Below are 26,267 nucleotides of genomic sequence, written 5' to 3' on the forward strand. Positions count from 1 at the left end.
ATCGAGGGCGTCAACGCGAAGGATCCGGAAGAGGGGCAACCGACGGGTTGCCGGCGAAGTTGCAGACGGGGGTGGAGCCGCACTCGGTTCTGCGGCTCCACCCCGACGACGCGACGGGGCGGACTCTGGGAGGCCGACCACGTCGCCACCGGAGAGCAGAGCGAGAGGCTGGTGATGCGTATCCATCGGGATTGCGAACTCGTATATGTCATTTCCTCGTGCCGGTCGAGGCCGGCATTGTCATAACCGTCACGAACCCCGGCGCTGCACGTGCCGGGGTTCCCTCTCGTAGCAACGAAGGGCACGTGGATCCCACCGACGACCGTGCTCCCGCGGTCACCAACGAACTCGACAACGACGACTACCCTGCCTTCAGCATGGGCCGCGCCGCCGCGGCGCTCGGCGTCACTCCCGCCTTCCTCCGCAGCCTCGACGCCCCCGGCCTCGTGGTTCCGCACCGTTCCGAGGGGGGCCACCGCCGCTACTCCCGCAACCAGCTCCGGATCGTCGCGCGGGTGCGGGAACTGGTCGACAGCGGCACGGCGGTGGACGCGGCGTGCCGTATCGTCGGCCTCGAGGACCAGCTCGCCGAAGCGCGGAGCCGGATCCCGACCAAGTAGAGCGCCAGGTTCCGGCCGGGCCGGTGCGGGCACAGACACGATGCGGGTACAGAATCGATGCGGGTGCAGACACGATGCGGGTACAGAAACGATGCGGACACGCCTCCGCGCCGCTGGGACTACCCCTCGTATAGTCCCGGCGGCGCGGAGGTGCTGTGATCTCGGGTCGATCGGGAACACCCCTCCGCGTGCTCCATGACCGACCCTTTTTGTTTCCCGACTGCACTACACATTAGCATAAACCGGTCGATCGGTTTGTCGAGTTCGAAGAATTCATCCGAGCGATCGACGGGGGACGGAAGCTGTTCGCCACCGGCGTGCCGGCTACCGGACTCGAGCGTGTCCCGATTCGTCCCGGTCGTCTATAGTCCCTCGATAAAAGCAGTCCGGCCGGTTTGCAATGAAAGAAGCGACAATGACCGTGGATGCGGACGCAGTACCCCGGAACAGTCCCGTCCTCGGGTTCGAGTCGACGGTGCCCAGGCGGTACGTCCACCGGCAATCGGTGTCGGAGGTGTTCCTGACGGACTGCACGTCCGTCGGCGTCGCCCATCGGTTCCTTCTGGGTGCGCAATGGCCGCGGCTGCACGGCTTCTACCGGACCGACACCGGTCGCTACGACGCCATGCTGATCGCCGAGACTCTACGCCAGACGGCAATCTACTTGGGGCACACTCAGTATCGTGTGCCGCTCGGCCATCCGTTCGTCATGCAGACCCTGCGGGTGGACGCGGCGGTGGACGCGCTGGCCATCGGGGCCGGAGCCGCAGAGGTCGTGCTCGACGCCTCCCTCGACGACCCGGTTCATCGCGGCGGGCTGCTCTCCCAGTTCGATCTCACGGTGGTGTTCACCGTCGACGGACAGCGGGTGGGTACGGGGGAGGGGGTGGCCAACGTCCTCACCCCGGACGCCTACCAGCGGCTGCGCTGGAACGGCGCCGGTCCCCGCCGGATCGGGGATCCCGTCTGCCCTCCGCCGATTTCCCCCGGCGTCGTCGGCCAGTCCCGGCCCGTGGATGTCGTACTCGGTCCGCAGTACGCCGAGAACCGCTGGCGCCTGCGGGTCGACGATCGGCACCCCGTGCTGTTCGACCATCCTAGTGATCACGTCCCCGGAATGCTGCTCCTCGAAGCGTTCCGCCAGAGTGCCCGGGCCGCCTGCGGTTGCCCGCACGCCGACATCGCGCTCGTCGAGGCCACCTACCACCGGTTCGTCGAACTGGACGAGCCTGCGAACGTGGTGGCGCGGACCGATCCGCACGATTCCTGGACCGTGCACACCACCGTCGAGCAGTGGGGCGAGGTACTGGCGAGCGGTGTCGTGCGGCTCGCGCCGGACCGGTCGCGATGCTGACCGCCGGCGACCGTCGTTCAGTCGCCGGACGGCGGTGTCCAGCGAGCCGCGCGGATCCGCGGGATCTCACCGTGGCGGTCGGCGGGCATCACGGCGGGCAGCAGCAGGATCCACATCTCGTCGAGGCGCTGCTCGAGATCCTGCCGGTGGGTGAGGACGTTGGACACGAGCTGGACACCGTTGTAGGCGGAGATCACGAACCGGGCCAGCATGGCCGCGTCGATCGTGTCGAGGATGTCGCCCTGGGCGATCGCCTGCTCGGTGAGCTTTTCGCAGGCGGCTATCCAGTCCAGGTACGGACCGGTGGGCCCGTTGGTGGCACTGAGTTCGAGGGTCAGACGGATTCCGGCCCGCACGATCGGCTCGTCGATCATCTGGCGCGCCATCTCGTGCGAGAGCATCACGATCTGCTCCAGTGCGGAAATGTCGAGGTTCGCGATGGCCTCGACCGCGGCGATCGAGATGCGATGCTGCTCCTCGATCACGACCTGGGCGAGCTCGTCCTTCGACCGGAAGTGGAAGTAGAGCGCACCCTTGGTGATACCCGAGCTCTCGACGATCGCGCCCAGGCTTGCGCCCTCGTAGCCCGACCGTTCGAAGTTCTCTGCCGCGCCCAGGACGATCTGCTGCCTGGTAGCCATCGCCCGCGCTTGCTGAGCCATCCGTCCTCACTCCGTTCCCACCCTGTGTTCCGACGAGGTGCATCGTGACGAACCCCATCGGGTTTCCCCCACCCGGCCGAATGGTACCCGCCGTCACGGAGTGCCGCCGTGACGAACCTTCGGTGCGACCCCCGCGGATCGCGGTGATCGGCGCGACCGGCTTCGTCGGCGGCGCCGTGCTGGCGGGGCTCGCGGAGTCCGGCGTGCCCTGCACGGGCGTCGCGCGACGGCCCGACGACGTGCCTGCCGCGGCAACGCGGAGGATCGCGGCGGACCTGACCGAACCGTCGTCCCTCGGCGCCGTGATCGCTGCCGCCGACGTGATCGTGCACGCGGCCTCGTACACCGGATCGGACCCGCAGACGTGCGACGAGGTGAACCGTGCCGGGACCGAGAACCTGCTGGCGGCATCGACCCGGCAGCACCGGCCCCACGTGATCTACGTCAGCACGATCGGGGTCTACGGCCCAGGCCCGCACCGCGGGGTCGCCGAGGACGCCGTCGAGCCGAACCCGGTCTCGGCGCTCAGTGCGAGCAGGCTCGCGGCCGAGCTGGCCGTGCGGGACTACGGGGGCACCGTGGTGCGCGCCGCCTTCGTCCACGGACCCGGAGACCGCTGGTTCGTGCCCGGAATCGCGCAGATCCTCTCTCGTCTCGGCGCATGGGTCGAGGACGGTCGTCCACTGCTGTCGGTGATCTCGGTCGGCGATCTCGGCCGCCTGATCGCGGCACTCGCGGTTCGCGGTACCCGTCCCGGGCCCGGTGGCGCTGTCCTGCATGCCGCCCATCCCGAGCCGGTGAGTGTGCGGGCACTCGCCTCGGCCGTCGCGCGCGAAGCCGGATTCGACCTGCCCCGCACCAGTCTCGGGTACGACGAGGCCGTGGCCGTCGCGGCGGAGCGGGGACTGACCGAGCGGCACATCGATCTCGCCGGCCACGACCACTACTACGACGCGACGCGGATCTGGCGGGAGACCGGGCTGTGCGTGCCACCGCAGGCCTTCGGCCCGCAGGGGTAGCCCGGCGCCGTTCCCGGCCAACGGGAACGGCCTGATGCCGGCGGGGTGGGACGGCTAGCGTCGCGGCGATGACCCCCGTGCCGACCTCGAACAATCCGTCGCATCCCTTGCTGTCCGGACGGACCGCGCTCGTCACCGGAGGAGCGAACGGCATCGGCGCGGCCGTCGTGCGGCTGTTCGCCGAGCACGGCGCCCACGTCGTCCTCGTCGACACCGATCGCCGGGCGGCCGAGCGGCTCGCCGCCGAAGTCCCCGGCGCGGTACCGATCGTCGGAGACGCAGCGGACCCGGCCGTCGCGACGGAGGCCGCCGGCCGTGACCCGGACGTGCTCGTCAACAACGTCGGCGACTTCCTCCGCGCCGCGACGCCCTTCGCGGAGGCCGACGAGTCCGAGTGGGAAGCCCTCGCCCGCGTCAACCTCGACCACGCCCTGCGGATGACCCGCGCCGTCCTTCCCGGCATGATCGACCGGGGGCGGGGCGGTTCCGTCGTCAACGTCACCACGGTCGAGGCACACCGGGGCATTCCCGGGCACGTCGTGTACGGCACGTACAAGGCCGGGCTGCGGCACTTCACCCGCAGTCTCGCAGTCGAGGTCGGCCGGCACGGCATCCGGGTGAACGCGATCGCACCCGACCTGATCGAGACGCCGCAGGTGCCGTACGAGCGGCTCGTGCCCGAGGCGGACCGGCACCGCTGGCCGGGCTGGGCGCCGCTCGGCGGCCCGGGCCGGCCCGAGGACGTCGCCGGACCGGCCCTGTTCCTCGCGTCCGACCTCTCCCGCTACATGACGGGGTCCACGCTGCACGTCGACGGCGGCAGCTACGCGGCCGGCGGGTGGTTCGCCCGCCCCGACGGGTCGTGGACCAATCGTCCCCTGGCGCCCTGACCCCTCCTCCCGAAGGACCTTTCGCGTGAACTCTCCCACCCTGAGCGTCAATCTCCCCAACTTCGGCGACGTGCTGGCCCGCGACAACTACGCCCACCTCGTGGACGTCGCGGTGCGCGCGGAGGAGAGCGGGGTGGACCGGGTCAACGTCACCGACCACGTCGTGATGGGAGCCGACACCTCCGGTTACGCGTGGGGACCCTTCGCCACCGAACCGGATGCCGTGTGGCTCGAACCCATGACCGTCCTCGCGGTGATCGCCGGTCGGACCCGCACGATCCGCCTCGGCACCGGCGTGATCATCGCGGCGTTGCGGGGCGCGGCCGTGCTCGCCAAGACCGCGGCCACCCTGGACCACCTGTCGGGTGGGCGGCTCGATCTCGGCGTCGGAACCGGTTGGCAGGAGAAGGAATACGAGGCGGCCGGGTTGAGCTTCCGCGATCGTGGGCCGCTGCTCGACGACACGCTCACCGCGTGCCGGGCCCTGTGGGCGCACGCCCCGGCTTCGGTGCAGCGCCCCAGCGTCGCCTTCACCGATGTGTACTGCTCGCCGCGCCCGGGGGACCGGCGGATCCCGGTCTGGGTCTCGGGGTCGTTGTCGAAGCCGGTGATCCGCCGGCTCGCCCGGTGGGGCGACGGGTGGATTCCCATCATGGGTGCCGGACCGGACGAGCTGCGGCGGGGCCGCGACCTGCTCCGCGTCGCGCTCGAAGGGGAGGAGCGCGATCCCGACGACCTGCAGATTCGCGGGCGGCTGCAGGTGGTGCACGAGGCGAGCGGCGAGATCGCCGTGCCGGAGACCGCGCGAGCAGTGAAGGAGCTTCTCGCCGTCGGAGTCACCGATGTGATGGTCCCGCTGACCATGCTGCATCCCGATCCGGACCGGGCCGCGGACCGGCTCGCGACGCTCGTCACGGTGCTGCGGGAGGCAGCGGCCTAGAGCGACGGGAGCAGAGCCTGCGGAGCGACCCGACCACCCGCAGTGCTCCCGCCATGACCGGTGGTGCGGTGGCATCATGCCGGGGTGGAACGTGCATGGATGCAGCCGCTCGCCGAACTGGGCGCGGGCACTGTCACCGCGCTGGTTCCCGACACCCTCGTCGACCTCCTCGGCCGGGGCCTCGCCCTCCGGTACGCCGGCCGTCCGATCGAGACGACCGTGCAGGGAGTGCCGCTGCGTGCCGTCGTCGACGGCGTCCGGATCCGCCGTGACCGCGCGCATCTCCGTGCCCGTGTCCGGCTGAACGATCTCGACTGGGACGATCGGCGCATCGACAGCCTGACGGTGACCGCCCACGGGCTGCGGATCGTGCCGGGCCTGTCCACCCGGATCAGCGCGGCGCGGCTCGACGTGCAGGGCATCGCGCCGATCACCGTCGTGCTGGACTGGTTCAACTCCCTCGACACGGCCTGGCGGTTGAGCCCCGGCGACGACATCCGCGCCGATCATCGTCGGCTGAACGTCAGCGCCCTCGTGGACGGGGCGGTCGTCGACGACGTCGCCTACGTGGAGTTGCTGCGCCTGCGCTGCTACGGTCTGCTCGTGCCGGTCGTGGCGGCACGGCGAGTCCCGTTGCCGCCGTTGCCCGCCGGGATCTGTAAGGTCCACGCCGCCCGACGGGGTGACGACGTGCTGTTCGGTTTCGAGATCGCGGACGTCGCGGGAGTGCTGCCCTTCGGGGACAGGCCACGCAGGTAGTAGTCGCGCAATGTTCGCCGTCCGAACCGGACGGGGTCGGTCAGGGCCGCCGGGCAGCCCACGCCGTGCGGGCACTGCGGACCGTCAGGTCCGGTCGCCGCGCCAGGTGTTCGGGGCTGCCGGGTGACAGCAGACGATCGAGACGGTCGAGGTCGTCCCTGTCCAGTCGATCGTCGAGCGCCTCGCGGATGCGCGCCAGGTAGGTCGACGCATACCGCACCGTGTTCGGTTGCGCTGCAGTGGCTTCCGTCGTGAACCGTCGCCGGCCGACGGCCTCGAATCCGGCGCGCTCGAGATGGGCCTGCCAATCGGGATGGGCGTTCCATCCCGCCTCCTCGAGCGCCCGAAGGCAGCGCTCCTCGAGACCGGGCCGGTCCCGTCCGGTGTCGTCGGGCAGAAAGCGCGGCAGTTCGTCCATCTCGACGACGACGAGCAGTCCGCCGGACGTCAGGCCGGTGTGGAGGTCGCGCAGCACCCGGGCGGGGTCGGCGACCTCGTGCAGCGACGACGCCGCCCATGCGAGGTCGATCTCGTCGACCGGAATCCCGGTGGTGTCCAGGTCGGCCAGGACGGTCCGGATACGTTCGGCGACACCGTGTTCGCGAGCGGCGGTGCGCACGCGGTCGAGCATCGATGCCGACCGGTCGATCGCGACGATCTCCGCGTCGGGGAATCGGCGGGCCAGGGCCACGCTGCCGGTTCCGGTTCCTGCCCCCACGTCGGCGATCAGCCGGGGACGGGCCGGGGTGTACGGTTCGGCCCACGCCGTCACCTCGTCCAGATACGCGCCGAGCACCTCGGCGTCGAGGTCGAGGAGGTCCGCCAGCCCGGCCTCGTGATGCGCGTGCGGGTGGCCCGGAGAGTGGGGGTGGTGCGCCATGTCGCTCACGGTAGCGGCCGCAGTGCCGAGAACGCATACCATCTTGCGTATGACGCAAGATCTGGACGCCGTGATCCGCCGCCGCATCCGCAGCCTGCGCCTGGCCCGCGGCTGGTCGCTTGATTCGCTGGCGGCCCGCTGCCGGCTCAGCCCGTCGACGCTGAGCCGCATCGAGACCGGGAACCGCCGGATCGCTCTCGATCAACTGGTGCCCCTCGCCCGGGCCCTGGGCACCACGCTCGATCAGCTCGTCGAATCCGCCGAGGACGAGGACGTGGTGATCCGGCCGCAGCCCGAGCACATGCCCGGCGTGACCACGTGGCTGCTGTCCCGGGAACGTGCCCTGCACGGCGTGACGGTGGCGAAGATGCGGATCACCCCCGACCGGCCCACCGGAACCGGCGCGGCGGCGGTGCATCCGGGCCGCGAGTGGTTCACCGTGCTCTCCGGCACGGCCCGGCTGCAGCTGGGCGAGCGGACCGTGCTCGTGCGGACCGGGGAGGCCGCCGCGTTCTCGACGATGGTCCCGCACATCATCGGTGCCCACGACGGTCCGGTGGAGATTCTCACGATCTTCGACCACGACGGCGAGCGTGCCCACCTCCACGGTGAGCACGGATCGTCGCGACCGTGACGCCGGCGGCTACAGCGGTTTCAGAAAGTCGAAGAAGCCAGGCGTGTGCACCTGCCGCAGCCGGGTGAGCTTGCGGTAACTGATCAACCACACGCCGTCGACCTTCTGGTACTGCTCGTGGTAGTGGCCCCAGCCGTGCAGGTGTTCCTCGACGGTCCCGTTCGTCCACCACAGTTCGTCCTCCATCGCCCAGACGCCGGTCGCGGTGATGTCGCCGGTGAGGGTGATCTCGGGAGTGTGACCGTGGTGCGCACTGGTGACCGGAGTGCCCCCGTCGAGCAGGTTCTCGATGGCGCGCCGCAACGGTTCGCGGCCCACCACCCGATTGGACTGCCCACCGGTGCGCGGCTGGGTGTCCTCGGGCAGGCCGCCCCAGGTCTCGCTCACGACGTCCTCGGTGTGCAACGTGGGGTACAGATCCCACTGCTTGGTGTCCATCACCCGCAGCCGTGCGGCGAAGAGCCGTTTGATCTCCTCGACGGCCAGCAGTTGTTCCGCGGCGCTCAGGGTCAGGGCCGGTTCCGTCTGTGTCACGAAGATTTTCCCTTCACTCGGATCGGAGCAACGTCACTTCACGGTCGGCGGTGAGATCGACGACCAGTTCCCGGCGCGAGATGCGCCAGCCGCCGGGCCCGCGCCGGTACTCGTCCCGGTAGCGGACGGACACCGCGTAGTCCCGGTACCCCTCACCGCTCGGGTACACGTGGTGCGCCTCGCAGTACAGCTCGCCGCGGGCACGGTCGCCGTCGAGGTCGACCACGTGCTGGCCGAGGACGTGGCGCGTGGAGTGCAGGTGCGCGACCGCGGCGAGCACGCTGTCGGCGATCGGTCCCGCGCCGGTGAGTACCGGGTCGTGCCCGCGGCGGACCAGCCCGGGCGGCTGCACGAACTCGGCGTCGTCGGTGAAGAGCGAACGCAGCACGGCCGGCTTACGGCGGTCGACGGCACGGGCGTACCGGGCGACGACGTCCGCGAGCTCGAGGCGATCCTCGAATGGACTGCTCATGCCGGCATTCTCCACCGGTCGACACCCGGAGCTCGATCCTCGTCCCACTGATCGGTCGGAGCATCGGTCGGAGCAGAGGCCGCGCCGGGGTGGGTGAAGCGCAGGACCGGGCAGCTGCCCGGGTGGTCGGTGACGGTCACGACGAGACCGGCGTGGTCGGTGACGGCGGGCAGCAGTGCGGCGTACGTCGTCGCGAGCGCGTCGGCGAATGTGCGTCGGTGCGGATTCACCGGTCCCGCAGCGCCGGGACGTAGCAAGGAGGTCGTCGCGGTCCCGCCGGGGGGCGACGCGTGGTGCTCGCCGGTGACCACGACGTGGTCGAAGCGGTCGGCGGTGATCTGGTCGTCGTGGTTCTCGATCCCGACGAGCACCGCGATGTGGGCGGGGTCGAGGAGGGCTGCGGCGGCGTCCGACAGCACCCGCACGGTGCGCGGCAGTCCGTGGGCGGGCATCAGCACGGCGCGGTGACCGGTGCCGATCGCGCTGACCCACGGTCCCAGGAGCGAGAACAGGGGAGCGGTGCGGCTTCCCACGATGGCCACCGTCCCGGCGTCGTGATGCGGGCCGCAGTGCCACAGCGCCCCCGACGGTCCGGGTATCCGGTAGGTGGGCCGACCGGCGCTGTCCCAGCCTTCCAACGACTCCCGGACCCGGTGCAGTGCCGTCAGGGACGTGAGGATGTCGTCCATGACCACGTGCGTCGGCAGTTGTCCGTCGAAGTCCGCGTGGACCGCCTCGGTGAGCGGCTTGTGGTGTTGCACGAGCAGATCGATCATGGCGCGGACGGGCCGGACCCGCTGGCCCGGATCGGTGGCCGACGCCGTGGCCGGCGTCCGGCGCTGCCGGTCGAGCACAGCGGAAAGTTGCTCGGGGAACGAGGATCCCATGGAGGCCTCCTGTCGTCACCGCCGCGCACCCACCCGTTCCGGGGTCAGGTCAGCGACGCTTCGTGGATCGCGCGGTCGAATTCGGGCAGCGGCCCCCCGGACCGCAGGGTGGTCGCGAGGGCCGGGTCGGCCAGGTGCAGGCGGCCGACCGCGATGAGGTCGAATTCGCCGCTGTCGATTCGTCGTTCGACCTCGTGGACGTTGTCGTCGATCGGGGCCGAGCCGCTGATCCGGCTCTCCCGCAGCGATTTGCCGATGCCGACGCTGCCGACGGCCATGGTGGTCACGCCTGTCAGCTGCTTGGCCCAGCCGGCGAGGGAGAGGTCGCTGCCCTCGAAGGCGGGGGTGTCGAAACGCCGGATGCTCGCGTCGAGGATGTCGACGCCGGCCTCGACGAGGGCACCGAGGATCACTTTCAGCTCGTCGGGCGTCTCGGCGATGCGCGCGGTGTAGTTCTGCTGCTTGTGCTGCGAGAAGCGGAACACGATGGGCAGATCGTCGCCGATCTCGGCGCGGATGGCCGCGACGACGGCCGCGGGGAATCGGGTGCGCCGCTCGAGGTCACCGCCCCACGCGTCGGTACGGGTGTTGGTGCCCTCCCACAGGAACGAGTCCAGCAGGTAGCCGTGTCCGCCGTGCAGCGCGATGCCGTCGAATCCGGCCTCCGCGGCGGCCGCGGCGGCGCGAGCGTAGGCCGCGATCACGTCGGCGATGTCCTGCTCGGTCATGGCCTCCGACGGCCGGGTGGCCCACGCGACGTAGTCCTCCGGGTACGAGGTGATGCCCAGGGTGCCCCAGCTGCCCGACGGGCGCATCGGCTTCAGTGCGGGATCGACCGCGCTCATCGCGCCCCACAGCGGTCCGACGTGCCACAACTGCGGGACGATCCGGCCCCCGGCGTCGTGTACTTCGTCGACGACCCGGCGCCAGCCCGCGAGTGCCTCGGTGCCGTGCATGCGCGGCACCCGCGGATTATCCACGGCCGTCGGGTGATCGATGGCGACACCCTCGGTGACGATCAGACCCGTCCCACCCGCGGCCCGCCGCCGGTAGTACGCGGCGACGTCCTCACCCGGCACACCGTCGATCGAGTACGACCGCGTCATCGGTGACATCACGATGCGGTTCGCCAGCTCCAGCGAACGCACACGGAGCGGGCGGAACAGGGGGGAGGAGGCAGCCATGCGGTCGAAACCCTCTCTCGGACGGTACGGGCGTGACCTGCCGTGCGGCAGGCCGGGTATGGAAGCGGCCCGCCGGCCGGGTACGACACCGGCCGGCGGGCCTGTAGGACGCAGATTTCCACGCGGCGCCGGTGCTGTCGACCAGGTGTCCCACTCAGTGCGATGGGACTCGGCGCGGTGGAAGTCGACGGTCGCTCAGCGCAGCTTGATGCTGCCGCCGTCGGCCATCAGCGTCTGTCCCGTCATGTACTTCGAGTCGTCGGAGGCGAGGAACACCACCACCGGCGCGATGTCCGTCTCCGGGTCGCCGATGCGCTGCAACGGCACCTTCGCCGCCGCGGCGGCCGCCCGGTCGGGGAAGGCCTGCTGCCAGGCCTGCACGCCTTCGGTTGCGGCGAACGGGCACACGACGTTGACGCGGATGCCGTCGGCGGCCCACTCGTTCGCAGCCACCCGGCTGACCGCCCGGATCGCCTCCTTGGCCGCCGCGTACGACGTCTGCGTCGGCATGCCGTCGAGCGCGGATCCGGAGCCGAAGTTGACGACGGAACCGCGGGCCTGCTTGAGCTGGGGGTAGCAGGCCTGCATGAGGTGCACGGTGGGGTAGAAGCCCGTGCCGAACGACAGCTCGAACATCTCCGGGGTGTGCTCGAGCAGTGGTGCCTGGCGCGACGCGTGCGCGTTGTTGACCAGGATGTCGATGCCGCCGAACGCTGCGACGGCGGCATCGCGGATCTGTTCCGCACTTTCGCGCCGGGAGATGTCGGCCTGCAGGAACTTCGCCTCGCCGCCGGCGCCGGTCAGCTCGGCTTCGAGCGCGCGGCCGCGGTCGTCGTCGACATCGACGAACAGCACGCGGGCGCCCTCGCGGACGAACACCCGGGTCACGGCGCGGCCGATCCCGCCCGCACCGCCGGTGACGACGGCCGTCTTCCCGCTCAGTTTCACGACTGTGTCCCTTCCGCTCATGCGTCGACGGGGTCGCCCGTGGCGAGCGCGACCTTCTCCAGTTCGGCCACACTGTAGGCGGCGTAGGTCTCGTACGGGCCGCGACCGGAGAAGTAGGACGAGAGCTGGCCGCCGAGTTCGTCGACGGTGAACGCGGAGCCTGCGGCGTCGAAGCGGTGCTCGACCTTGGGGGCTTCCATGAGCGCGACCATCTTGCCGTACACGACGAAGACCTGGCCGTTGACCTCGTCGGAGGCGGGGGAGGCGAGGTACCGGACCAGCGTGGCCACTCGTTCGGGCGCGAGCGGGTCCAGGCCCGACGTACCGGTGTTGCTCTCGCCGAACGCGTCCGCCGTCATGGCCGTGCGGGCGCGCGGGCAGATGGCGTTGGCCCGCACTCCGTAGCGCGACAGGCCCTGGGCGGTCGACAGGGTCAGGGCGGTGATGCCGGCCTTGGCGGCCGAGTAGTTGGGCTGCCCGGCCGAGCCGAACAGGAACGCCTCGGAGGAGGTGTTGATCACGCGGCCGTAGACCGGTCCGTTCGCGTCCTTCGACGCCTGCCGCCAGTGCACGGCCGCGGCGCGCGACGTCGCAGCGTGGCCCTTGAGGTGTACCCGGATCACGTCGTCCCAGTCCGACTCGGACAGGTTGAAGATCATCTTGTCGCGCAGGATGCCGGCGTTGTTGACCAGGATGTCCATCGAGCCGAACTCGGTGACCGCCGTGCGGACGAGTTCCTCGCCGAGCGCCCAGTCCGAGACGTCGCCGGTGACGGCGACGGCGCGGCCTCCGGCGGCGCGGATCTCGTCGACGACGTCGTGGGCGGCGGCGCCCATGTCGTTGACGACGACGGCGGCACCGGCGTCGGCGAGAGCGAGGGCTTCGGCGCGGCCGAGGCCGGCGCCTGCTCCGGTGACGACGGCGGTGCGGCCGTCGAGGGTCGTGTTCTGGGTCATGGTGGGCTCCTTGTGTCCGTGCGGGGGTGCGGAACGATGACTGAAAACTAGTATTCATTCTATTACTTGCACAAGGGTGTTCTCGGACCGTGGTCCCCCGCAGGGAGGGGCGGTCCTCGGAGGCTGCAGCCAGGCTCAGGATCCGGCTCCCGATCGGCACTGTCGGACCGTTGATCCCGGAATGAGAATATGTTCTACTGAGGCTGCTGTGATCCGCGGCACACGCGCGACGATCGCGTGGTCGTGCGCGTCCTCACCCACCCACGAACCCCGGAAGGACCCGCGATGTCTCTGAACCTGGCCGATCTCACCGAGGCCGTCGTCGATGCGATACCCGACCGGACGGCCCTGATCTGCGGGGACGAGTCCCGGACGTACGCCGAGTTCGACGCCCGCGCCAACCGGGTCGCGCACCACCTCGCGGCCGTCGGGGTGGCGGCAGGTGATCATGTGGGCCTGCACATGCGCAACAGCCTCGAATTCCTCGAGGTCATGTTGGGCTGCTTGAAGATTCGCGCGGTGCCGGTGAACATCAACTTCCGCTACGTGGGTGCCGAGCTCGTGCACCTCTACACCGATGCAGACCTCGTGGCACTCGTGATCGACGACGAGTTCGCCGACGTCGCGGCGCAGGCCGTGCCGCACACCTCACAGCTGCGGCGCATCGTCGTCGTCGGAAGTGCGGAGACGGCGGCACTCGAACAGGCTGCGGCAGGTGTGGGTGCGACCGTGGCTCGGTATGCGGAAGCGGTGGAGAGCGCCTCGGCGGAGCGGGATTTCGGTGAGCGCAGCGGCGACGACCGGTACATCCTCTACACCGGCGGCACGACGGGCATGCCCAAGGGAGTGATGTGGCGGCACGAGGACTTCTACTTCGCGGCGCTGGCCGGCGGTAACCCCTACGGCGAACCGCACCGCAGCTCTGCCGATCTCGCCGCGGCCGCCGCGGCAAACGAGCACCCGATGTCCTATCTCGTCACGGCGCCGCTCATGCACGGGGCCGCGATGTACTCGGTGCTGATGGGGCTGTTCGCGGGTGCGAAGCAGGTGCTGATGCGGTCGTTCGAGCCGATCGAGGCGCTACGCCTGATCGACCGGCACCGGATCGCGATCGTGATGGTGGTCGGCGACGCCATCAGCCGGCCGCTGGCCGACGCGGTGGCCGCACGCGGCAAGGAGTTCGACCTGAGTTCTCTGCTGGTCATCGGCTCCGGCGGAGCGCTGTGGTCGGCGAGTGTCCGCGCGCAACTGGCGGAGTTGCTGCCGAACGTCTACCTGCGCAACTCCTTCGGCTCGTCGGAGGCGGGCGCGACCGGCACCGTCGACGCCGGCGCGGACGGCCGTGCCCGGATCTCCCCGTCGCCGACACTGCGGGTGGTCGACACGGATCTGACCGAGGTCGAGCCCGGCTCGGAGACCATCGGCTACCTCGCTCGCATCGGCCACGTCCCTCTCGGCTACTACAACGACCCGGACAAGTCCGCGGCGACGTTCCCCGAACGCGACGGCGTGCGCATGTGCCTGCTCGGTGACCTGGCCACCGTGGAGGCGGACGGCTCGATCGTCGTGCTCGGCCGGGGCTCGGCCTGCATCAACACCGGCGGCGAGAAGGTCTACGCGGAGGAGGTCGAGGAGGCCGTCAAGAGCCATCCGGCCGTCCTCGACGCGGTGGTGGCGGGCATCCCGGACCCGCTCCTGGGTGAGCGGGTCTCGGTGGCCGTGCAGTTCCGTCCCGGCGTGGTAGCGCCCTCGGCCAGGGAACTGACCGACCACTGCCGGACCCTGATCGCCGGGTACAAGATCCCGAAGACGATCGTGCCGGTTCCCGAGGTGCTGCGTTCGCCCGCGGGGAAGGCGGACTACCGGTGGGCCAAGGCGACGCTCGAGAACGCGACCGTCGACGCCTGACGCGGTCGGACACGCACACGGCCGGCCCCGGATGCGGGGCCGGCCGTCACCGGTTCGGGGCCGGGTCAGCGGCCGGCGCGGGCGAGCAGCTCACGCGACTCGTCGCGGCCGTCGAGCACCCGGGCCGTGCGCTTGCGGATCCGCCACCGGCCGTCGTTCTTGACGAGTTCGAAGCGGTTGGCCGTCACGCGCCAGACGCGGAAGCCGTTCTCGTCGTGACGCAGCAGCTGCGAATGGCAGGTGGCCACGGCCGTGTCGCCCTCGACCCGGATGTGCACGGGGTCGAGGAGGTGTCCGCATCCTTCGTGGATGTAGTCCTGGTGCGGTCGCGTGCGCACCATCTCCATGATCTCCTTGCGGCCGTTCATGATTCGCATGTCGACGTCGTAGACGGCGTCCTCGGTCCACAGTTCGCCCACCGCGTCGGCGTCACCGGCGTCGACGGCGGGGCCGTAGGCGGTGACGATCTCCTGGACGGCGATCTTGTCCTCGAGGAGCTGGACGCGGGCGAGGAGGGACTGGACGAGCTCTGCGGTGTCGGTCGCTGCGGTGTCGGTCATCGGGTCTCCTGTTCGGATGGTTCGGCCGGGGCGAAGTCCAGCCCCAGGTCGGTGCCGAGTGCCCGCAGACACTCGAGCTGTTCGCAGTAGTGGGTCGCGTCGGTCGCGGCGACGGTCGCCCCTACGACGGTGGCGCCGGCCTCGCGACGTCGTTCCAGGGACCGGACGGTGCGCTCGGGCGCGCCCAGCGGGTCGAGGGGCGCCCCGGTGTCGAGAACGACGTCGAAGCCCGCCGGGAGGTCCACCCGGCCCAGCATCGCGGTCAGGTCGGGCAGGGGCAGCCCGAACGGCACCCATCCGTCGCCGTGGGCGACGGCGCGGCGCAGCGAGCGCAGCGTGCGCCCCCCGACCCACAGCGGGACGCGGGGTTGGACGGCGTGCGGCTCGACGAGCAGGTTCTGGAATTCGTAATAGGAACCGTGGTACTCCGGCAGGCGCCGGGACAACGCGGCGCGCAACGCGGCCAGGGCGTCGTCGGCGCGGGGGCCCCGGTCCTCGAAGGGTGCCCCGAGGAGGTCGAACTCCTCGCGCAGGCTGCCCACCCCGAGGCCGAGCGTCAGCCGCCCGCCGCTGAGGACGTCGAGGGTGCCGTAGCGTTTGGCGATCTCGAGCGGGTGGTGGTAGCCGAGGACGAGTACCTGGGTGGCGAGCCGGATGCGCTGCGTCCGGGCGGCGAGATAGCTCAGGGTGGCGAGCGGATCCCAGTAGGTGCCGCCGCGGGCGGCCGCGACGTCCACCGGAACGGCGACGTGCTCACTGCAGGTCAGATGGTGGAAGCCGAGCCGATCGGCGGCCCGGGCCACCCGGACGAGGTCGTCGACGCCGGCAGTGCGTTCCCACGGGGAGTGCACGCCGGGGTGCTGGACCACGACGGGGCTGACGATTCCGATGCGCATGCGAGCCTCTCCGCTGCCGGGACTGGGAGGGTGTCGGTCCGTTGTACCGGACCGCGCCGCTCCGTCGCGGCCGACGTTCCGATGAGCGGGATCCGGGGTCGACCGCGGATGCGAGGCGCGCGAGGGTCGCAGGTGGGAAATTCGCGCCCCCGATCACTACTGGTGGCGAGAGTGAGCTGATACACTTTCAGAATTCATTTCAGTTTTCCCGCTCCCGCCGGGAGCAGAAGTATCGGGAGGCCGCAGATGGCAGTCGTCGAAGCAACGGAACCGACAGCTACCTCCGCCCCGCGGCGCGACGTGCCGCCGTCGATGGTCGAACGGATGACACTCATCCTCGACGCGTTCGAGGGCCGGTCCTCGCGGCTGACGCTGGAGGAGGTGGCCTGCCGCACCCGGTTGCCCCGCTCGACCGTGCACCGCATCCTCGATCAGCTCGTGAAGCTGAACTGGGTCGATCACGCATCCTTCGGCTACTGCCTCGGCCGGCGGGCGCTCGGTCTCGGCGGCGGGGCCGGTGGCCACGGGGAGATCCGGGCGTCGGCGGCGCCGCTCCTGCACGAGCTGCACATGCAGACCGGCATGGTGGTCCATCTCGCCGTCCTCGACGGGGCCGAGAGCGTCTACCTCGACAAGGTCGGCGGCCGCTTCGCCACGGCACTGCCGTCGCGGGTCGGCGGCCGGGCACCGGCATACACCACCGCCGGCGGCAAGGCGATGCTCGCCTGGCTCGAGCCCGAGCGCGTCGACGACCTGTACGAGCGGCGCCTGGCCCGCCGCACCGAACACACCATCGGTGACCTCGCGACTCTGCACCAGGAACTCAGCCGGATCCGGCAGCGGCGCGGTCTGTCGTTCGAGCGCAGCGAGTCCGTGCGCGGCGTCGCATGCGTCGCCGTCGCTGTGCGCGGGCACGACGGTCCGGTTGCGGCGATCTCGCTGTGCGGCGACGCCCGCACCGCGCAGCTCGAGCGGGTCGCACCGCTCGTGGTGGACGCCGCCCGGGAGGTCTCGCGCAGCCTGTACCCCGAACTCGGCGCCCCGCGCCGGGGCCGCCGGGCGCCCGAGCCCCCCGAGAGCACGTGGTCGCCGGACGCGATGGACCGCCTGCTGTCGGTCCAGAGCGGACAGTGGCTCTGAGGAATCTCCCGACCGGGACGCGCCGACGACGATTCGTCGGCGCGTCCTGCTCCGCCATCAGGGAACTGCGTCCGGGCCACCACCCGGGCGCGTGATCCGACACCGGCGTGTCGGAGACGCCGGGACTACCTGAGTCGGCACAGCCGGATTCTCGAGCCGGGGTCCGGCGCATCGGTCGGCCGGTCGAGGTTTCCTACTGCGAGTCGGTCTGCGGTGCCGAAGTGTCGACTGCCCGTCGGTACCGGGACCCGCCTCTCGCTCCGTGCCGGTCTTGTTCCGACTCGCGCCGCGGCGGTCTCCGCCGGAGAACGGTGTCCGAGGTGTGCGCCCGAGACGGGTCTTCACCGCCGGTCGCGATGGGATACTGAACGAGGGGTGCCGTAACCCGACGCAGGAGTCCAGCGATGACCGACCACCGAGAGCATGCAGACCACGACCACACCCACGGCGAATCCTGCGGGCACGTAGCCGTCCCGCATGGTGACCACGTCGACTACGTGCACGACGGGCATCTGCACCGGGCCCACGACGGGCACGTCGACGAGTGCGAGCCCACCGAGCACCACGTCCACGAAGGACACGACCACACCCACGGCGAGGGCTGTGGGCACGTGGCCGTCCCGCACGGCGACCACGTCGACTACATCCACGACGGGCATCGGCACGCCGCGCACGAGGGGCACTACGACGACCACTGACCGGCAGAACCCGACCCGGGGCGTGAGCGAGCCGCGCATCCGGGCGTTCTGTGAGCGGAATCTGCGCTGGAGATGGGCGCTGCTGGGTGGCGTCTGCAGCATCGGGGCACTGCAGGGGGTCACGCCGATCCGTGTCGCGGTGGTCGGTGCCTGGCTGATCCTGCTGGGTATAGCGGTGTTCTCTCTGCTCCACCGGCCGATCGGAGCACCGGTGGCCTCGTTCGGCCTCGGAGTGCTGACACCGGCCGCCGTTCCGACGGCGCTGGATCTGCTCGACTCGCTGTGAGTTCCAGCCATGGGCCGGTAGCCGCGGCACCGGCCCACTTCGTGCAGGCCACAGCGGTCGCCGCCGAACCGCGTTCCGTGCGGCGGTCGATCCGGTTGTCACCGCGAGTGCCCGTGCGGGGTCCGGGCTGCAATCCGCTGCAACGTTGAGTGGGCTCGCACCCTCTCCCTACATTCGTGACCTGGGTTACACGGCGTGAGACGGGAACCGTCCCGAAGTCTCGTCACGCTCGGGGCCTCGCCCTGTGCGGCCGGCCCTCAGGCAGAAAGCAGAGGAGAGCAATGGCGCTGAACAAGAGTGCATTACTGAGCGCGTATCGCAAGATGTCGGAGATCCGCGAATTCGAGGACCGGTTGCACGAGGAGAACGCGACCGGTGACATCCCGGGGTTCATCCACCTGTACTCGGGGCAGGAAGCGATCGCAGTCGGTGTGTGCGAGAACCTGAACGACACCGACTACATCGGCTCCACCCACCGCGGGCACGGCCACTGCATTGCCAAGGGGTGTGACCTCGACGGGATGATGGCCGAAATCTTCGGCAAGAACGACGGATTGTGCCACGGCAAGGGCGGATCGATGCACATCGCCGACCTGTCGGTCGGCATGCTCGGCGCGAACGCAATCGTCGGCGGTGCCCCGTCGCTGGCGATCGGCGCTGCGCTGAGCGCCAAGACCCTGGGGAACGGCGGTGTCGCGGCCTCGTTCACCGGCGACGGCGGATCCAATCAGGGCACCGTGTTCGAGGCCATGAACATGGCAGTCGTGCTCGAGTTGCCGATCGTCTTCGTCATCGAAAACAACGGATTCGGTGAGGCCACCGGCCGCGACTATGCGGTCGGCACACCGAGTATCGCTGCGCGCGCCGCGTCGTTCGGGATGCCCGCAACCACCGTCGACGGTACCGACTTCTTCGAGGTGCACGAGGCAGCGCGCGAGGCGGTCGAGCGAGCCCGCAGAGGAGGCGGTCCCTCCACCATCGAGGCGGTGGCACACCGCTGGCACGGCCACTTCGAGGGCGACGCGCAGCTGTACCGCACCGCGGAGCAGGTCGCCGAACTCCGCAGGACCCAGGATCCGCTGGTGAAGTTCCGCGCGAAGGTCGACGGCAAGAAGGTCACGGCGAAGGAACTCGATGCGATCGAGGCCGAGGCTCGTGAACGGGTCGACGTCGCCGTCACGAAGGCGCGAGCTGCCGAGTACCCGCCGCTGACGAACCTGCTGACCGACGTCTACGTGTCGTACTGAGAGAGAGAACGAGAATGACCACGTCGAAGACGACATATCGCGAAGCGATCAAGGCCGCACTCGCGCAGGAAATGCAGCGGGACGCGACGGTCGTGCAGATCGGTGAGGACCTGCGCGGCGGTCACGCCGGCACCAATCCGGAACTCGAGTCCGGGAAGGTGGAGGCGTTCGGCGGCGTGCTGGGGGTGACGAAGGGTCTGTGGACCGAGTTCGGCTCCGACCGTGTCATCGACACCCCGATCACCGAGTCCGCGATCATCGGCATGGCAGCCGGTGCTGCTCTGACCGGGCTGCGTCCGGTGGCCGAATTGATGTTCATGGACTTCTTCGGAGTCTGCTACGACGCGCTCTACAACCAGGCCGCGAAGTTCCGGTACATGTTCGGCGGCAAGGCCCGTACCCCGCTGGTGGTGCGGGGCATGATCGGCGCCGGATTCTCCGCCGCCGCCCAGCACTCGCAGTCACCGTACAACGTGTTCGCCGCCGTTCCCGGCCTCAAGGTCGTCGCCCCGTCGAACGCCTACGACGCCAAAGGCCTTCTGATCCAGTCGATTCGCGACGACGATCCCGTCGTGTTCTGCGAACACAAGACACTCTACGACGTCAAGGGCGAGGTTCCGGACGAGCCGTACACGATCCCGTTCGGTGTCGCCAACTACACCCGTGAAGGCACGGACGTCACGATCATCGCGCTGTCGGCGATGGTGAACGCCGCCAACACCGCCGCGGACAAGCTGGCCGCCGAGGGAATCTCCGTCGAGGTCGTCGACCCCCGCACGGTGTCGCCGCTCGACGAGGAGGGCATCCTCGAATCCGTCGCCTCCACGGGCCGGGTAGTGATCGCCGACGAGTCCGCGGCGCGCTGCGGGTTCGGTCACGACGTCGCCGCGCTGATCGCGACGCGTGCGTTCGGGGCACTGAAGGCGCCGATCGAACTGGTCACCCCGCCGCACACTCCGGTGCCGTTCTCCCCGGTTCTCGAGCAGGCGTGGCTTCCGAATGCCGCTCGGATCGAGGCCGCCGTCCGCAAGGTTGTGAGTGCCTGACATGAGTGAGATCAAACTGATCGAAGTTCCCAAGTGGGGCCTGTCCATGGAGGAAGGCACCGTGGCGGAGTGGCTGGTCGAGGAGGGTGCGTCCTTTTCGAAGGGCGACCTGATCTGCGAGATCGAGACCAGCAAGATCGCCAACCAGTTGGAGGCACCGTTCGACGGGGTGCTCCGCCGGGTCGTCGCCAGGCCGGGGGAGACGTTGCCGGTCGGTGCGGTGCTGGCGGTGTCGGCCGAGGCTGCAGTCTCCGACGCCGAAATCGAGGAATTTCTCGCCGGCATCGGGGCAGATCAGGTGCCGACCCCGGCCGAGTCCGGGCGCTCACCGGCCGGACAGCCCCCCGTCGCGCAGCCGGATCTCGAGATCAGCCCACCCGCGCCGGCGGCCTACGAATCGGTACCGGTGACCGGGGCGGTCGCCGGGTCCCGTCAGCGTCCCGGTGCGACGACCGTTCCCGATGCCCTGCGAGGACGGACGAACGGTGACGTGTTCGCGACCCCGCACGCCCACCGCTTGGCGGACGAGTTGTCGATCGACCTGGCGCGTGTGACGGGGACCGGCCGGGACGGCCGGATCTCCGTCGCCGACATCCACGACACGATCCGGGCGGCCGGTGGCACCGTCGCTCAGCCGCTGTCGCCGCCGCGGTCAGGTATTCCGGGACGTTCCTTCGAGGACGACACCGCCGTCCCGGCCACCCCCGTGGCCCGACGTCTGGCCGCATCCCTCGGGATCAATCTGCACGACTGCCGGGCTACCGGTTCACGCGGCCGGGTGTGTGAGGCAGACGTCCGTGAAGCCGAGCGCCGGTTCCGGCTGCAACCGGAAGTCGTCGCAGCGGCCGAACCCGTCGCGGAGGCGGAGTTCGAGACGATTCCGTTCACCGCGATGCGCAAGGCGATCGGGCAGCGGTTGCAGGAGTCGAAGCGCAGCGCCCCGCACTTCCGGCTCACCGCGGACCTGCAGATCGACGACCTTCTCGCCTTGCGGACGAAGATCAATGCGACCGTGCCCGCCGTCAAACTGTCGGTCAACGATTTCGTCGTCAAGGCGTGTGCCGCGGCGCTGCGGAAGGTGCCCGATGTCAACGTTCAGTTCGACGAGGCGACACAGTCGGTCCTGCGCTTCGCGAGTGCCGACATCTCGGTGGCTGTCGCACTGCCGTCGGGACTGATCACCCCGATCGTGCGCGGCGCCGACGGCAAGACACTCGCCGAGATCTCCGGGGAGGTGCAGTCGCTGGTGACCAAGGCCAAGACCGGGAAACTGACGGCCGACGAGTTCCAGGGCGGCACTTTCACGGTGTCGAACCTCGGCATGTTCGGTGTGCGGGAATTCGACGCGATCATCAACCCGCCGCAGGGCGCCATCCTCGCGGTCGGTGCCGGACAGGAGCGTCCCGTCGTCGTCGACGGTCAGGTCGTTGCGCGCACGATGCTCACCGTCACGCTCTCGTGCGACCACCGGGTGATCGACGGCGCGCTCGGCGCCACCTTCCTGCGAGAACTCCGGCGTTTCGTCGAGTCCCCCGCGCTGATGCTGGTCTGAGAGGTACACCATGACAGAGAAGTACGACGTCATCGTCGTCGGGAGCGGGCCGGGTGGCTATGTCGCGGCCATCCGTGCCGCGCAGCACGGTCTGCGCACCGCCGTCGTCGAGCGCGACCGGCTCGGGGGGATCTGCCTGAACTGGGGGTGCATCCCTACCAAGGCGTTGCTGCACGGTGCCGATGTCGCCCACACGCTGGCGAACCTTCGGCCGCTCGGGTTCAGTGCCAGCGGTGTGGAATTCGACATGAGCCGGCTCGTCGAGTTCAGCCGGTCGGTGTCGGGGCGACTGTCCGACGGCATCGGCTACCTGATGAGGAAGAACGGCATCGACGTCGTCCGGGGGTCGGCGCGGCTGCTCGACAAGGGCGTCGTCGCAGTGACGGCCGCGGACGAGTCGGTGTCCGAGTACCGGGCCGACCACGTCATCCTGGCCACCGGCGCCCGGCCGCGTTCGGTTCCCGGTGTCGTGCCCGACGGCGACCGGGTCTGGACATACTTCGACGCTCTGGTCCCACCGGAGCTGCCGAAGTCCTTGCTGGTCATCGGATCCGGTGCCATCGGCATCGAATTCGCGAGTCTGTACAACGATCTCGGCACCGACATCACCCTCGTCGAACTGGCCCCGCAGATCATGCCGATCGAGGACGCTGCCGTCGCGGGCCATGTACGGCGGCAGTTCGAGAAGCGAGGCATCAGGATTCACACCGGTGCCTCGGTGTCCGAACTGACGGTCGGCACGAACGCCGTCACCGTGGCCGTCCGGTCGGCCGACGGAACGATCGACGAGTCGACCGTGGACAGAGTTCTCGTCGCGGCAGGAATCCAGGGTAACGTCGAGGACCTCGGTCTCGAGGAACTCGGTGTCGAGGTCGATCGCGGATTCGTCACCACCGACCAGTGGTGTCGCACCACCGCATTCGGCGTGTACGCGATCGGTGACGTGGCGGGCGCACCTTGCCTCGCCCACAAGGCAAGCCACGAAGCCGTCCTGTGTGTGGACAAGCTCGCCGGTGCGGATCACGTCCGGCCGTTGGACCGCGACTACGTTCCGGGCTGTACCTACGCGCGGCCGCAGGTCGCCAGCCTCGGTCTCACCGAAGAACGAGCCCGTGCGACCGGCCGTCGCCTGCAGATCGGGCAGTTCGATCTGCAGGCGTCCGGAAAGGCGCTCGCGATCGGCGAAGCCGACGGGTTCGTGAAGACGATCTTCGACGCCGACAGCGGCGAACTCCTCGGTGCCCACATGGTCGGCCCGGATGTCACCGAGCAGATTCAGGGATTCGGCATCGCTCGATCCCTGGAGGCGACCGCCGACGATCTCGCCGAGGTCGTCTTCGCGCACCCGACGCTGTCGGAGGCGATGCACGAATCGGTTCTGGCCGCGCTGGGCCGTCCGATCAACATGTAGCAAGTCCCGCCGAACCGCGGACCCGCGTGGAACCGCGGTCCGGCGGGAACCCACGCCCAGGAATCGAACGAAACGTGAATCCCATACCTGGAACAACACCCGACGCGCCGGTCCCGTCGGGCCGCAGGTTGCTTCGACTGGAGGTCCGCAATGCGCAAACCCCCGTCGAACGCAAGCCGAACTGGATCAAGACCCGCGTCAAGAACAGTCCCGCGTACGCCGAACTCGAGAGCCTGGTCGAACGCGAAGGACTGCACACGGTGTGTGCGGAAGCCGGTTGCCCCAACATCTTCGAATGCTGGGCAGACCGCGAAGCCACGTTCCTGATCGGCGGTCGGCAGTGCACGCGCCGCTGCGACTTCTGTCAGATCGACACCGGCAAACCCGCCGACCTCGACCGGGATGAGCCCCGCCGCGTCGCCGAGTCCGTGCAGGCGATGGGACTTCGGTACGCCACCGTCACCGGGGTTGCCCGCGACGACCTGCCCGACGGCGGCGCCTGGCTCTACGCCGAGACCGTCCGACAGATCCACGCCCTCAACCCCGGCACCGGCGTCGAGAATCTCGTTCCCGACTTCAGCGGACGGCCGGACCTGCTGGCCGAGGTGTTCGACTCCCGGCCCGAGGTGCTCGCCCACAACCTCGAGACCGTGCCGCGGCTCTTCAAGCGGATCCGTCCCGCGTTTCGCTACGAACGCTCGCTCGGTGTGCTCGCCGCGGCCCGCGACTTCGGCCTGATCACCAAATCGAACCTGATCCTCGGTATGGGGGAGACCCCACAGGAAGTGCAGCAGGCGATGAACGACCTGCACGATGCCGGCTGCGACATCCTCACCATCACCCAGTATCTGCGTCCCTCGCCGCGACACCACCCGGTCGAGCGGTGGGTCGAGCCGGAAGAATTTGTCGAACACTCGAAAGCCGCCGAGGAGATCGGTTTCGCCGGCGTCCTGGCGGGGCCGCTCGTGCGTTCCTCGTATCGCGCCGGCCGCCTCTACGCCGACGCCATGGCCCACCACGACCGTGAACTCACTTCTTCCCTCAGTCATCTCGCCGAATCGCACCCGCCAGGAGTTCGACCCACATGAGTTCCGCCACCGAAGACGACCGCATCATCGACTTCGCCCGTCGCTGGCTGCCCTACGGCGGCGGAAGTCCCGGAGACCTTCTGGTCGAATTCGGAATGACCCCAGCCGGTTACCTGACCCGGCTGGGGGAGATCCTCGACAGCCCCGCCGCCTTACGACTGCACCCCCGACTACGTGCGGACCTGCGCGACTTCGTCGCTGCGCGCACCTCTGCCTCGCGCGCCGCGCCGAATCGGAGCGACCAGGTTCGGAGGCGGAATGTCACCTGATCACACGGACTTCGACACCGTCCGCGAACCGGTACGGCTGGGGCGTCAGCACAGGGCCGAGGCTCTTGCGCAGCCGGGAGACCTCGGCGCGGACGGCAACGATGTGGTCCCGGTCGCCGAACAGGGCCTCGCTCAACGACGCGGCATCGATGCCGGCCGACCGGGTACGTGCCAATACCCTCAGAATCTGCGCGTGCCGCGGTGACAGGGCACGCGTCCATTCCGTCTCCCCCCGCACCGTCGCCCGAGGGGCCGTCCCCAGGTCGAGTTCGAGTCGGATGGCCGCCCGCTCCGCGCGGCGGCGCACCAACCATGCGTCACCGAGCGGTTCGGGTACGCAAAGTCCGAGACCGGGCACGAGCAGCGGTCGGTCGGCCTCCGGTGAGGCCAGTCGTTCGGGAACGCCGATGCCGCTGGCTGCCACGACCCATCCGTGACCGTCCACGACGACAGCAGGCCCGCACGTCCTTGCCAGCACCGGCGCCGCATCGGTACGGAGCCTGTCGAGGTGGACGGCATGCTCGCGCCAGAGCATCGACTCGGCCAACCGCACAGCCGTCTGCACGAGGGCCACGGTGGCCGGATGCACCGACATCGCCGACCCGCTGATATCCAGTACGCCGAGCACCTCGCCGGAGCGTGGATCGTGGACCGGTGACCCCGTACACGACCAGCCGTAGTGGGACCGGGCATAGTGTTCGGCCGAAAAAAGCTGTACCGGAGCGTCTTCGACCAGCGACGTGCCGACAGAATTGGTGCCTACCGACTTCTCCGACCAGCGGGCGCCTTCCACGAATCCGAGGACGTCGGCTTCCCTCTGCACGTCACGTGCACCCTCTCGCCACAGCACCACCCCGTCCGAGTCGGCGACGACCACGATGAAGTTCGCGTCGCTCGCCATTTCGGTCAAGGTGCCGCGTAGTTCGGGCAGAACCGACCTCAGGGCGCTTCGTGCACGGCGCGCTTCGAGTTCGGCGACGTCCGCGAGTACCACGTCCTCACACCGGGCGGGACTGACGCCGTCTGCCTGGAGACGCGACCACGACCGGGCGACAACGTCACGCGGAGGCACCGGCGGCGTCCGGCCGGACATCACCGCGTCGTGGACGTCGCTCAACAATCGGGCGCGTCGCGACAAGTCTTCTCCGGAACCGAAAGCGAGCAACCGCTGGCGCGCCGAACTGGCCCTACTCACAGCGTCCAGCCTACCGTCAGGGGGTGAGTCACACCATGGCCCCTGCCGTCTGCGGCCACCCCAACAGCAAACCCGTCGACGAGTTCGCACATTCGGCGAGACGCGGGTCGACCGGCACACTGCTTGGACAAGAACGTTCCGCACGAACGCTTTCGGTCCTCGGGCCCACGCTTCTGCCGTGCGGCCCGCCTGGGTGGGCGCGGCAAGTGGGCCCGCCACAGCCCAGACCCAC

General features: G+C 69.6%; 28 protein-coding genes. 17 read left to right on the plus strand and 11 right to left on the minus strand.

Annotated features, from left to right (window positions below):
* Positions 1 to 305: 305 nt before the first annotated feature.
* Positions 306 to 620, plus strand: a complete 315-nt coding sequence (locus QYS60_RS01205) for a helix-turn-helix domain-containing protein (RefSeq protein WP_003939185.1) — start codon at positions 306 to 308, stop codon at positions 618 to 620.
* Positions 621 to 1,035: 415 nt separating this feature from the next.
* On the plus strand, positions 1,036 to 1,974 hold the full coding sequence (locus QYS60_RS01210; RefSeq protein ID WP_054371322.1) for a ScbA/BarX family gamma-butyrolactone biosynthesis protein: 939 nt from the start codon (positions 1,036 to 1,038) through the stop codon (positions 1,972 to 1,974).
* Between the two features lie 17 nt (positions 1,975 to 1,991).
* On the opposite strand, the gene QYS60_RS01215 is transcribed toward QYS60_RS01210, so the two are convergent.
* On the minus strand, positions 1,992 to 2,636 hold the full coding sequence (locus QYS60_RS01215; RefSeq protein WP_289378079.1) for a ScbR family autoregulator-binding transcription factor: 645 nt from the start codon (positions 2,634 to 2,636) through the stop codon (positions 1,992 to 1,994).
* Between the two features lie 80 nt (positions 2,637 to 2,716).
* Between QYS60_RS01215 and QYS60_RS01220 the strand changes: the two genes are divergently transcribed.
* The 4 genes from QYS60_RS01220 (at position 2,717) to QYS60_RS01235 (ending at position 6,244) form a co-directional block, all read left to right on the plus strand.
* Positions 2,717 to 3,655 carry an NAD-dependent epimerase/dehydratase family protein gene (locus QYS60_RS01220; RefSeq protein ID WP_371382296.1) on the plus strand — a complete coding sequence of 313 codons (939 nt, stop codon included), beginning with the start codon at positions 2,717 to 2,719 and terminating at the stop codon, positions 3,653 to 3,655.
* 68 nt (positions 3,656 to 3,723) lie between these two features.
* On the plus strand, positions 3,724 to 4,545 hold the full coding sequence (locus QYS60_RS01225; protein ID WP_371382190.1) for an SDR family NAD(P)-dependent oxidoreductase: 822 nt from the start codon (positions 3,724 to 3,726) through the stop codon (positions 4,543 to 4,545).
* A 25-nt stretch (positions 4,546 to 4,570) separates the two neighbouring features.
* Positions 4,571 to 5,485 (plus strand): TIGR03619 family F420-dependent LLM class oxidoreductase, encoded by a 915-nt coding sequence (locus QYS60_RS01230; RefSeq protein WP_371382191.1) that lies wholly within the window; start codon positions 4,571 to 4,573, stop codon positions 5,483 to 5,485.
* Between the two features lie 84 nt (positions 5,486 to 5,569).
* The gene (locus QYS60_RS01235; RefSeq protein ID WP_371382192.1) at positions 5,570 to 6,244 is read left to right on the plus strand and encodes a hypothetical protein; all 675 of its coding nucleotides are present in this window, start codon (positions 5,570 to 5,572) and stop codon (positions 6,242 to 6,244) included.
* Positions 6,245 to 6,284: 40 nt separating this feature from the next.
* Here the strand turns inward: QYS60_RS01235 and QYS60_RS01240 are convergent, their stop codons facing one another.
* Positions 6,285 to 7,124, minus strand: coding sequence for a trans-aconitate 2-methyltransferase (locus tag QYS60_RS01240; RefSeq protein ID WP_371382193.1), 840 nt, complete (start codon positions 7,122 to 7,124; stop codon positions 6,285 to 6,287).
* Between the two features lie 49 nt (positions 7,125 to 7,173).
* Between QYS60_RS01240 and QYS60_RS01245 the strand changes: the two genes are divergently transcribed.
* Positions 7,174 to 7,758: a helix-turn-helix domain-containing protein gene (locus QYS60_RS01245; RefSeq protein ID WP_289378073.1), complete on the plus strand. Its 585-nt coding sequence runs from the start codon at positions 7,174 to 7,176 to the stop codon at positions 7,756 to 7,758.
* A 9-nt stretch (positions 7,759 to 7,767) separates the two neighbouring features.
* On the opposite strand, the gene QYS60_RS01250 is transcribed toward QYS60_RS01245, so the two are convergent.
* The 6 genes from QYS60_RS01250 to QYS60_RS01275 form a co-directional block, all read right to left on the minus strand.
* The gene (locus QYS60_RS01250) at positions 7,768 to 8,292 is read right to left on the minus strand and encodes a nuclear transport factor 2 family protein (protein WP_371382194.1); all 525 of its coding nucleotides are present in this window, start codon (positions 8,290 to 8,292) and stop codon (positions 7,768 to 7,770) included.
* Positions 8,293 to 8,305: 13 nt separating this feature from the next.
* Positions 8,306 to 8,764, minus strand: coding sequence for a nuclear transport factor 2 family protein (locus QYS60_RS01255; RefSeq protein WP_371382196.1), 459 nt, complete (start codon positions 8,762 to 8,764; stop codon positions 8,306 to 8,308).
* Positions 8,761 to 9,651, minus strand: a complete 891-nt coding sequence (locus QYS60_RS01260) for a coniferyl-aldehyde dehydrogenase (RefSeq protein ID WP_371382197.1) — start codon at positions 9,649 to 9,651, stop codon at positions 8,761 to 8,763. The genes QYS60_RS01255 and QYS60_RS01260 overlap by 4 nt, the downstream gene beginning before the upstream one ends.
* Before the next feature lie 44 nt (positions 9,652 to 9,695).
* A complete protein-coding gene (locus QYS60_RS01265) occupies positions 9,696 to 10,835 on the minus strand; it encodes a 12-oxophytodienoate reductase (protein WP_371382198.1) in 1,140 nt (379 codons plus the stop codon).
* Between the two features lie 195 nt (positions 10,836 to 11,030).
* Positions 11,031 to 11,783: an SDR family NAD(P)-dependent oxidoreductase gene (locus tag QYS60_RS01270; RefSeq protein WP_003939170.1), complete on the minus strand. Its 753-nt coding sequence runs from the start codon at positions 11,781 to 11,783 to the stop codon at positions 11,031 to 11,033.
* Between the two features lie 17 nt (positions 11,784 to 11,800).
* Entirely contained in the window at positions 11,801 to 12,739 is a 939-nt protein-coding gene (locus QYS60_RS01275) for a 3-oxoacyl-ACP reductase (RefSeq protein ID WP_371382199.1), read from the minus strand.
* A gap of 285 nt (positions 12,740 to 13,024) precedes the next feature.
* Here QYS60_RS01275 and QYS60_RS01280 point away from each other — a divergent pair, with 285 nt between their 5' ends.
* Positions 13,025 to 14,647: an acyl-CoA synthetase gene (locus QYS60_RS01280; RefSeq protein WP_371382200.1), complete on the plus strand. Its 1,623-nt coding sequence runs from the start codon at positions 13,025 to 13,027 to the stop codon at positions 14,645 to 14,647.
* Positions 14,648 to 14,712: 65 nt separating this feature from the next.
* Here QYS60_RS01280 and QYS60_RS01285 read toward each other — a convergent pair whose 3' ends face one another.
* Together QYS60_RS01285 and QYS60_RS01290 are read right to left on the minus strand one after the other, a co-directional pair.
* Positions 14,713 to 15,207, minus strand: coding sequence for a nuclear transport factor 2 family protein (locus tag QYS60_RS01285; protein ID WP_003934795.1), 495 nt, complete (start codon positions 15,205 to 15,207; stop codon positions 14,713 to 14,715).
* The gene (locus QYS60_RS01290) at positions 15,204 to 16,103 is read right to left on the minus strand and encodes a TIGR03619 family F420-dependent LLM class oxidoreductase (RefSeq protein WP_289378066.1); all 900 of its coding nucleotides are present in this window, start codon (positions 16,101 to 16,103) and stop codon (positions 15,204 to 15,206) included. Before QYS60_RS01290 ends, QYS60_RS01285 begins: the two co-directional genes overlap by 4 nt.
* Before the next feature lie 246 nt (positions 16,104 to 16,349).
* Between QYS60_RS01290 and QYS60_RS01295 the strand changes: the two genes are divergently transcribed.
* The 9 genes from QYS60_RS01295 (at position 16,350) to QYS60_RS01335 (ending at position 24,840) form a co-directional block, all read left to right on the plus strand.
* Positions 16,350 to 17,243: an IclR family transcriptional regulator gene (locus QYS60_RS01295; protein WP_371382201.1), complete on the plus strand. Its 894-nt coding sequence runs from the start codon at positions 16,350 to 16,352 to the stop codon at positions 17,241 to 17,243.
* A 404-nt stretch (positions 17,244 to 17,647) separates the two neighbouring features.
* The gene (locus tag QYS60_RS01300) at positions 17,648 to 17,941 is read left to right on the plus strand and encodes a hypothetical protein (RefSeq protein ID WP_289378065.1); all 294 of its coding nucleotides are present in this window, start codon (positions 17,648 to 17,650) and stop codon (positions 17,939 to 17,941) included.
* Between the two features lie 22 nt (positions 17,942 to 17,963).
* Entirely contained in the window at positions 17,964 to 18,227 is a 264-nt protein-coding gene (locus QYS60_RS01305) for a hypothetical protein (RefSeq protein WP_289378064.1), read from the plus strand.
* 281 nt (positions 18,228 to 18,508) lie between these two features.
* Positions 18,509 to 19,474: a thiamine pyrophosphate-dependent dehydrogenase E1 component subunit alpha gene (locus tag QYS60_RS01310; RefSeq protein WP_054371307.1), complete on the plus strand. Its 966-nt coding sequence runs from the start codon at positions 18,509 to 18,511 to the stop codon at positions 19,472 to 19,474.
* A 14-nt stretch (positions 19,475 to 19,488) separates the two neighbouring features.
* Positions 19,489 to 20,520 (plus strand): alpha-ketoacid dehydrogenase subunit beta, encoded by a 1,032-nt coding sequence (locus QYS60_RS01315; RefSeq protein ID WP_371382202.1) that lies wholly within the window; start codon positions 19,489 to 19,491, stop codon positions 20,518 to 20,520.
* Position 20,521: 1 nt separating this feature from the next.
* A complete protein-coding gene (locus QYS60_RS01320; RefSeq protein ID WP_371382203.1) occupies positions 20,522 to 22,072 on the plus strand; it encodes a 2-oxo acid dehydrogenase subunit E2 in 1,551 nt (516 codons plus the stop codon).
* A 10-nt stretch (positions 22,073 to 22,082) separates the two neighbouring features.
* Entirely contained in the window at positions 22,083 to 23,483 is a 1,401-nt protein-coding gene (gene lpdA, locus QYS60_RS01325; RefSeq protein WP_371382204.1) for a dihydrolipoyl dehydrogenase, read from the plus strand.
* Positions 23,484 to 23,557: 74 nt separating this feature from the next.
* Positions 23,558 to 24,571 carry a lipoyl synthase gene (gene lipA, locus QYS60_RS01330; RefSeq protein WP_371382205.1) on the plus strand — a complete coding sequence of 338 codons (1,014 nt, stop codon included), beginning with the start codon at positions 23,558 to 23,560 and terminating at the stop codon, positions 24,569 to 24,571.
* On the plus strand, positions 24,568 to 24,840 hold the full coding sequence (locus QYS60_RS01335; RefSeq protein ID WP_003934784.1) for a DUF3263 domain-containing protein: 273 nt from the start codon (positions 24,568 to 24,570) through the stop codon (positions 24,838 to 24,840). Before lipA ends, QYS60_RS01335 begins: the two co-directional genes overlap by 4 nt.
* On the opposite strand, the gene QYS60_RS01340 is transcribed toward QYS60_RS01335, so the two are convergent.
* Complete coding sequence (locus QYS60_RS01340; protein WP_371382297.1) at positions 24,833 to 25,960, minus strand: GAF domain-containing protein; 1,128 nt, start codon at positions 25,958 to 25,960, stop codon at positions 24,833 to 24,835. The genes QYS60_RS01335 and QYS60_RS01340 overlap by 8 nt on opposite strands.
* Between the last annotated feature and the right edge of the window lie 307 nt (positions 25,961 to 26,267).

Origin of the sequence: Rhodococcus sp. GXMU-t2271 (assembly GCF_041414735.1) — a bacterium.
Classification (GTDB): domain Bacteria; phylum Actinomycetota; class Actinomycetes; order Mycobacteriales; family Mycobacteriaceae; genus Rhodococcus; species Rhodococcus indonesiensis.

Coding starts and splice junctions, on each gene's coding strand:
- QYS60_RS01260 (WP_371382197.1), bottom strand. CDS start 9,651: ATGGGATCCTCGTTCCCCGAGCAACTTTCCGCTGTGCTCGACCGGCAG.
- QYS60_RS01310 (WP_054371307.1), top strand. CDS start 18,509: ATGGCGCTGAACAAGAGTGCATTACTGAGCGCGTATCGCAAGATGTCG.
- lpdA (WP_371382204.1), top strand. CDS start 22,083: ATGACAGAGAAGTACGACGTCATCGTCGTCGGGAGCGGGCCGGGTGGC.
- QYS60_RS01290 (WP_289378066.1), bottom strand. CDS start 16,103: ATGCGCATCGGAATCGTCAGCCCCGTCGTGGTCCAGCACCCCGGCGTG.
- QYS60_RS01285 (WP_003934795.1), bottom strand. CDS start 15,207: ATGACCGACACCGCAGCGACCGACACCGCAGAGCTCGTCCAGTCCCTC.
- QYS60_RS01315 (WP_371382202.1), top strand. CDS start 19,489: ATGACCACGTCGAAGACGACATATCGCGAAGCGATCAAGGCCGCACTC.
- QYS60_RS01245 (WP_289378073.1), top strand. CDS start 7,174: ATGACGCAAGATCTGGACGCCGTGATCCGCCGCCGCATCCGCAGCCTG.
- QYS60_RS01220 (WP_371382296.1), top strand. CDS start 2,717: ATGGTACCCGCCGTCACGGAGTGCCGCCGTGACGAACCTTCGGTGCGA.
- QYS60_RS01265 (WP_371382198.1), bottom strand. CDS start 10,835: ATGGCTGCCTCCTCCCCCCTGTTCCGCCCGCTCCGTGTGCGTTCGCTG.
- QYS60_RS01240 (WP_371382193.1), bottom strand. CDS start 7,124: ATGGCGCACCACCCCCACTCTCCGGGCCACCCGCACGCGCATCACGAG.
- QYS60_RS01320 (WP_371382203.1), top strand. CDS start 20,522: ATGAGTGAGATCAAACTGATCGAAGTTCCCAAGTGGGGCCTGTCCATG.
- QYS60_RS01300 (WP_289378065.1), top strand. CDS start 17,648: ATGACCGACCACCGAGAGCATGCAGACCACGACCACACCCACGGCGAA.
- QYS60_RS01280 (WP_371382200.1), top strand. CDS start 13,025: ATGTCTCTGAACCTGGCCGATCTCACCGAGGCCGTCGTCGATGCGATA.
- QYS60_RS01215 (WP_289378079.1), bottom strand. CDS start 2,636: ATGGCTCAGCAAGCGCGGGCGATGGCTACCAGGCAGCAGATCGTCCTG.
- QYS60_RS01275 (WP_371382199.1), bottom strand. CDS start 12,739: ATGACCCAGAACACGACCCTCGACGGCCGCACCGCCGTCGTCACCGGA.
- QYS60_RS01295 (WP_371382201.1), top strand. CDS start 16,350: ATGGCAGTCGTCGAAGCAACGGAACCGACAGCTACCTCCGCCCCGCGG.
- QYS60_RS01335 (WP_003934784.1), top strand. CDS start 24,568: ATGAGTTCCGCCACCGAAGACGACCGCATCATCGACTTCGCCCGTCGC.
- QYS60_RS01255 (WP_371382196.1), bottom strand. CDS start 8,764: ATGAGCAGTCCATTCGAGGATCGCCTCGAGCTCGCGGACGTCGTCGCC.
- QYS60_RS01225 (WP_371382190.1), top strand. CDS start 3,724: ATGACCCCCGTGCCGACCTCGAACAATCCGTCGCATCCCTTGCTGTCC.
- QYS60_RS01210 (WP_054371322.1), top strand. CDS start 1,036: ATGACCGTGGATGCGGACGCAGTACCCCGGAACAGTCCCGTCCTCGGG.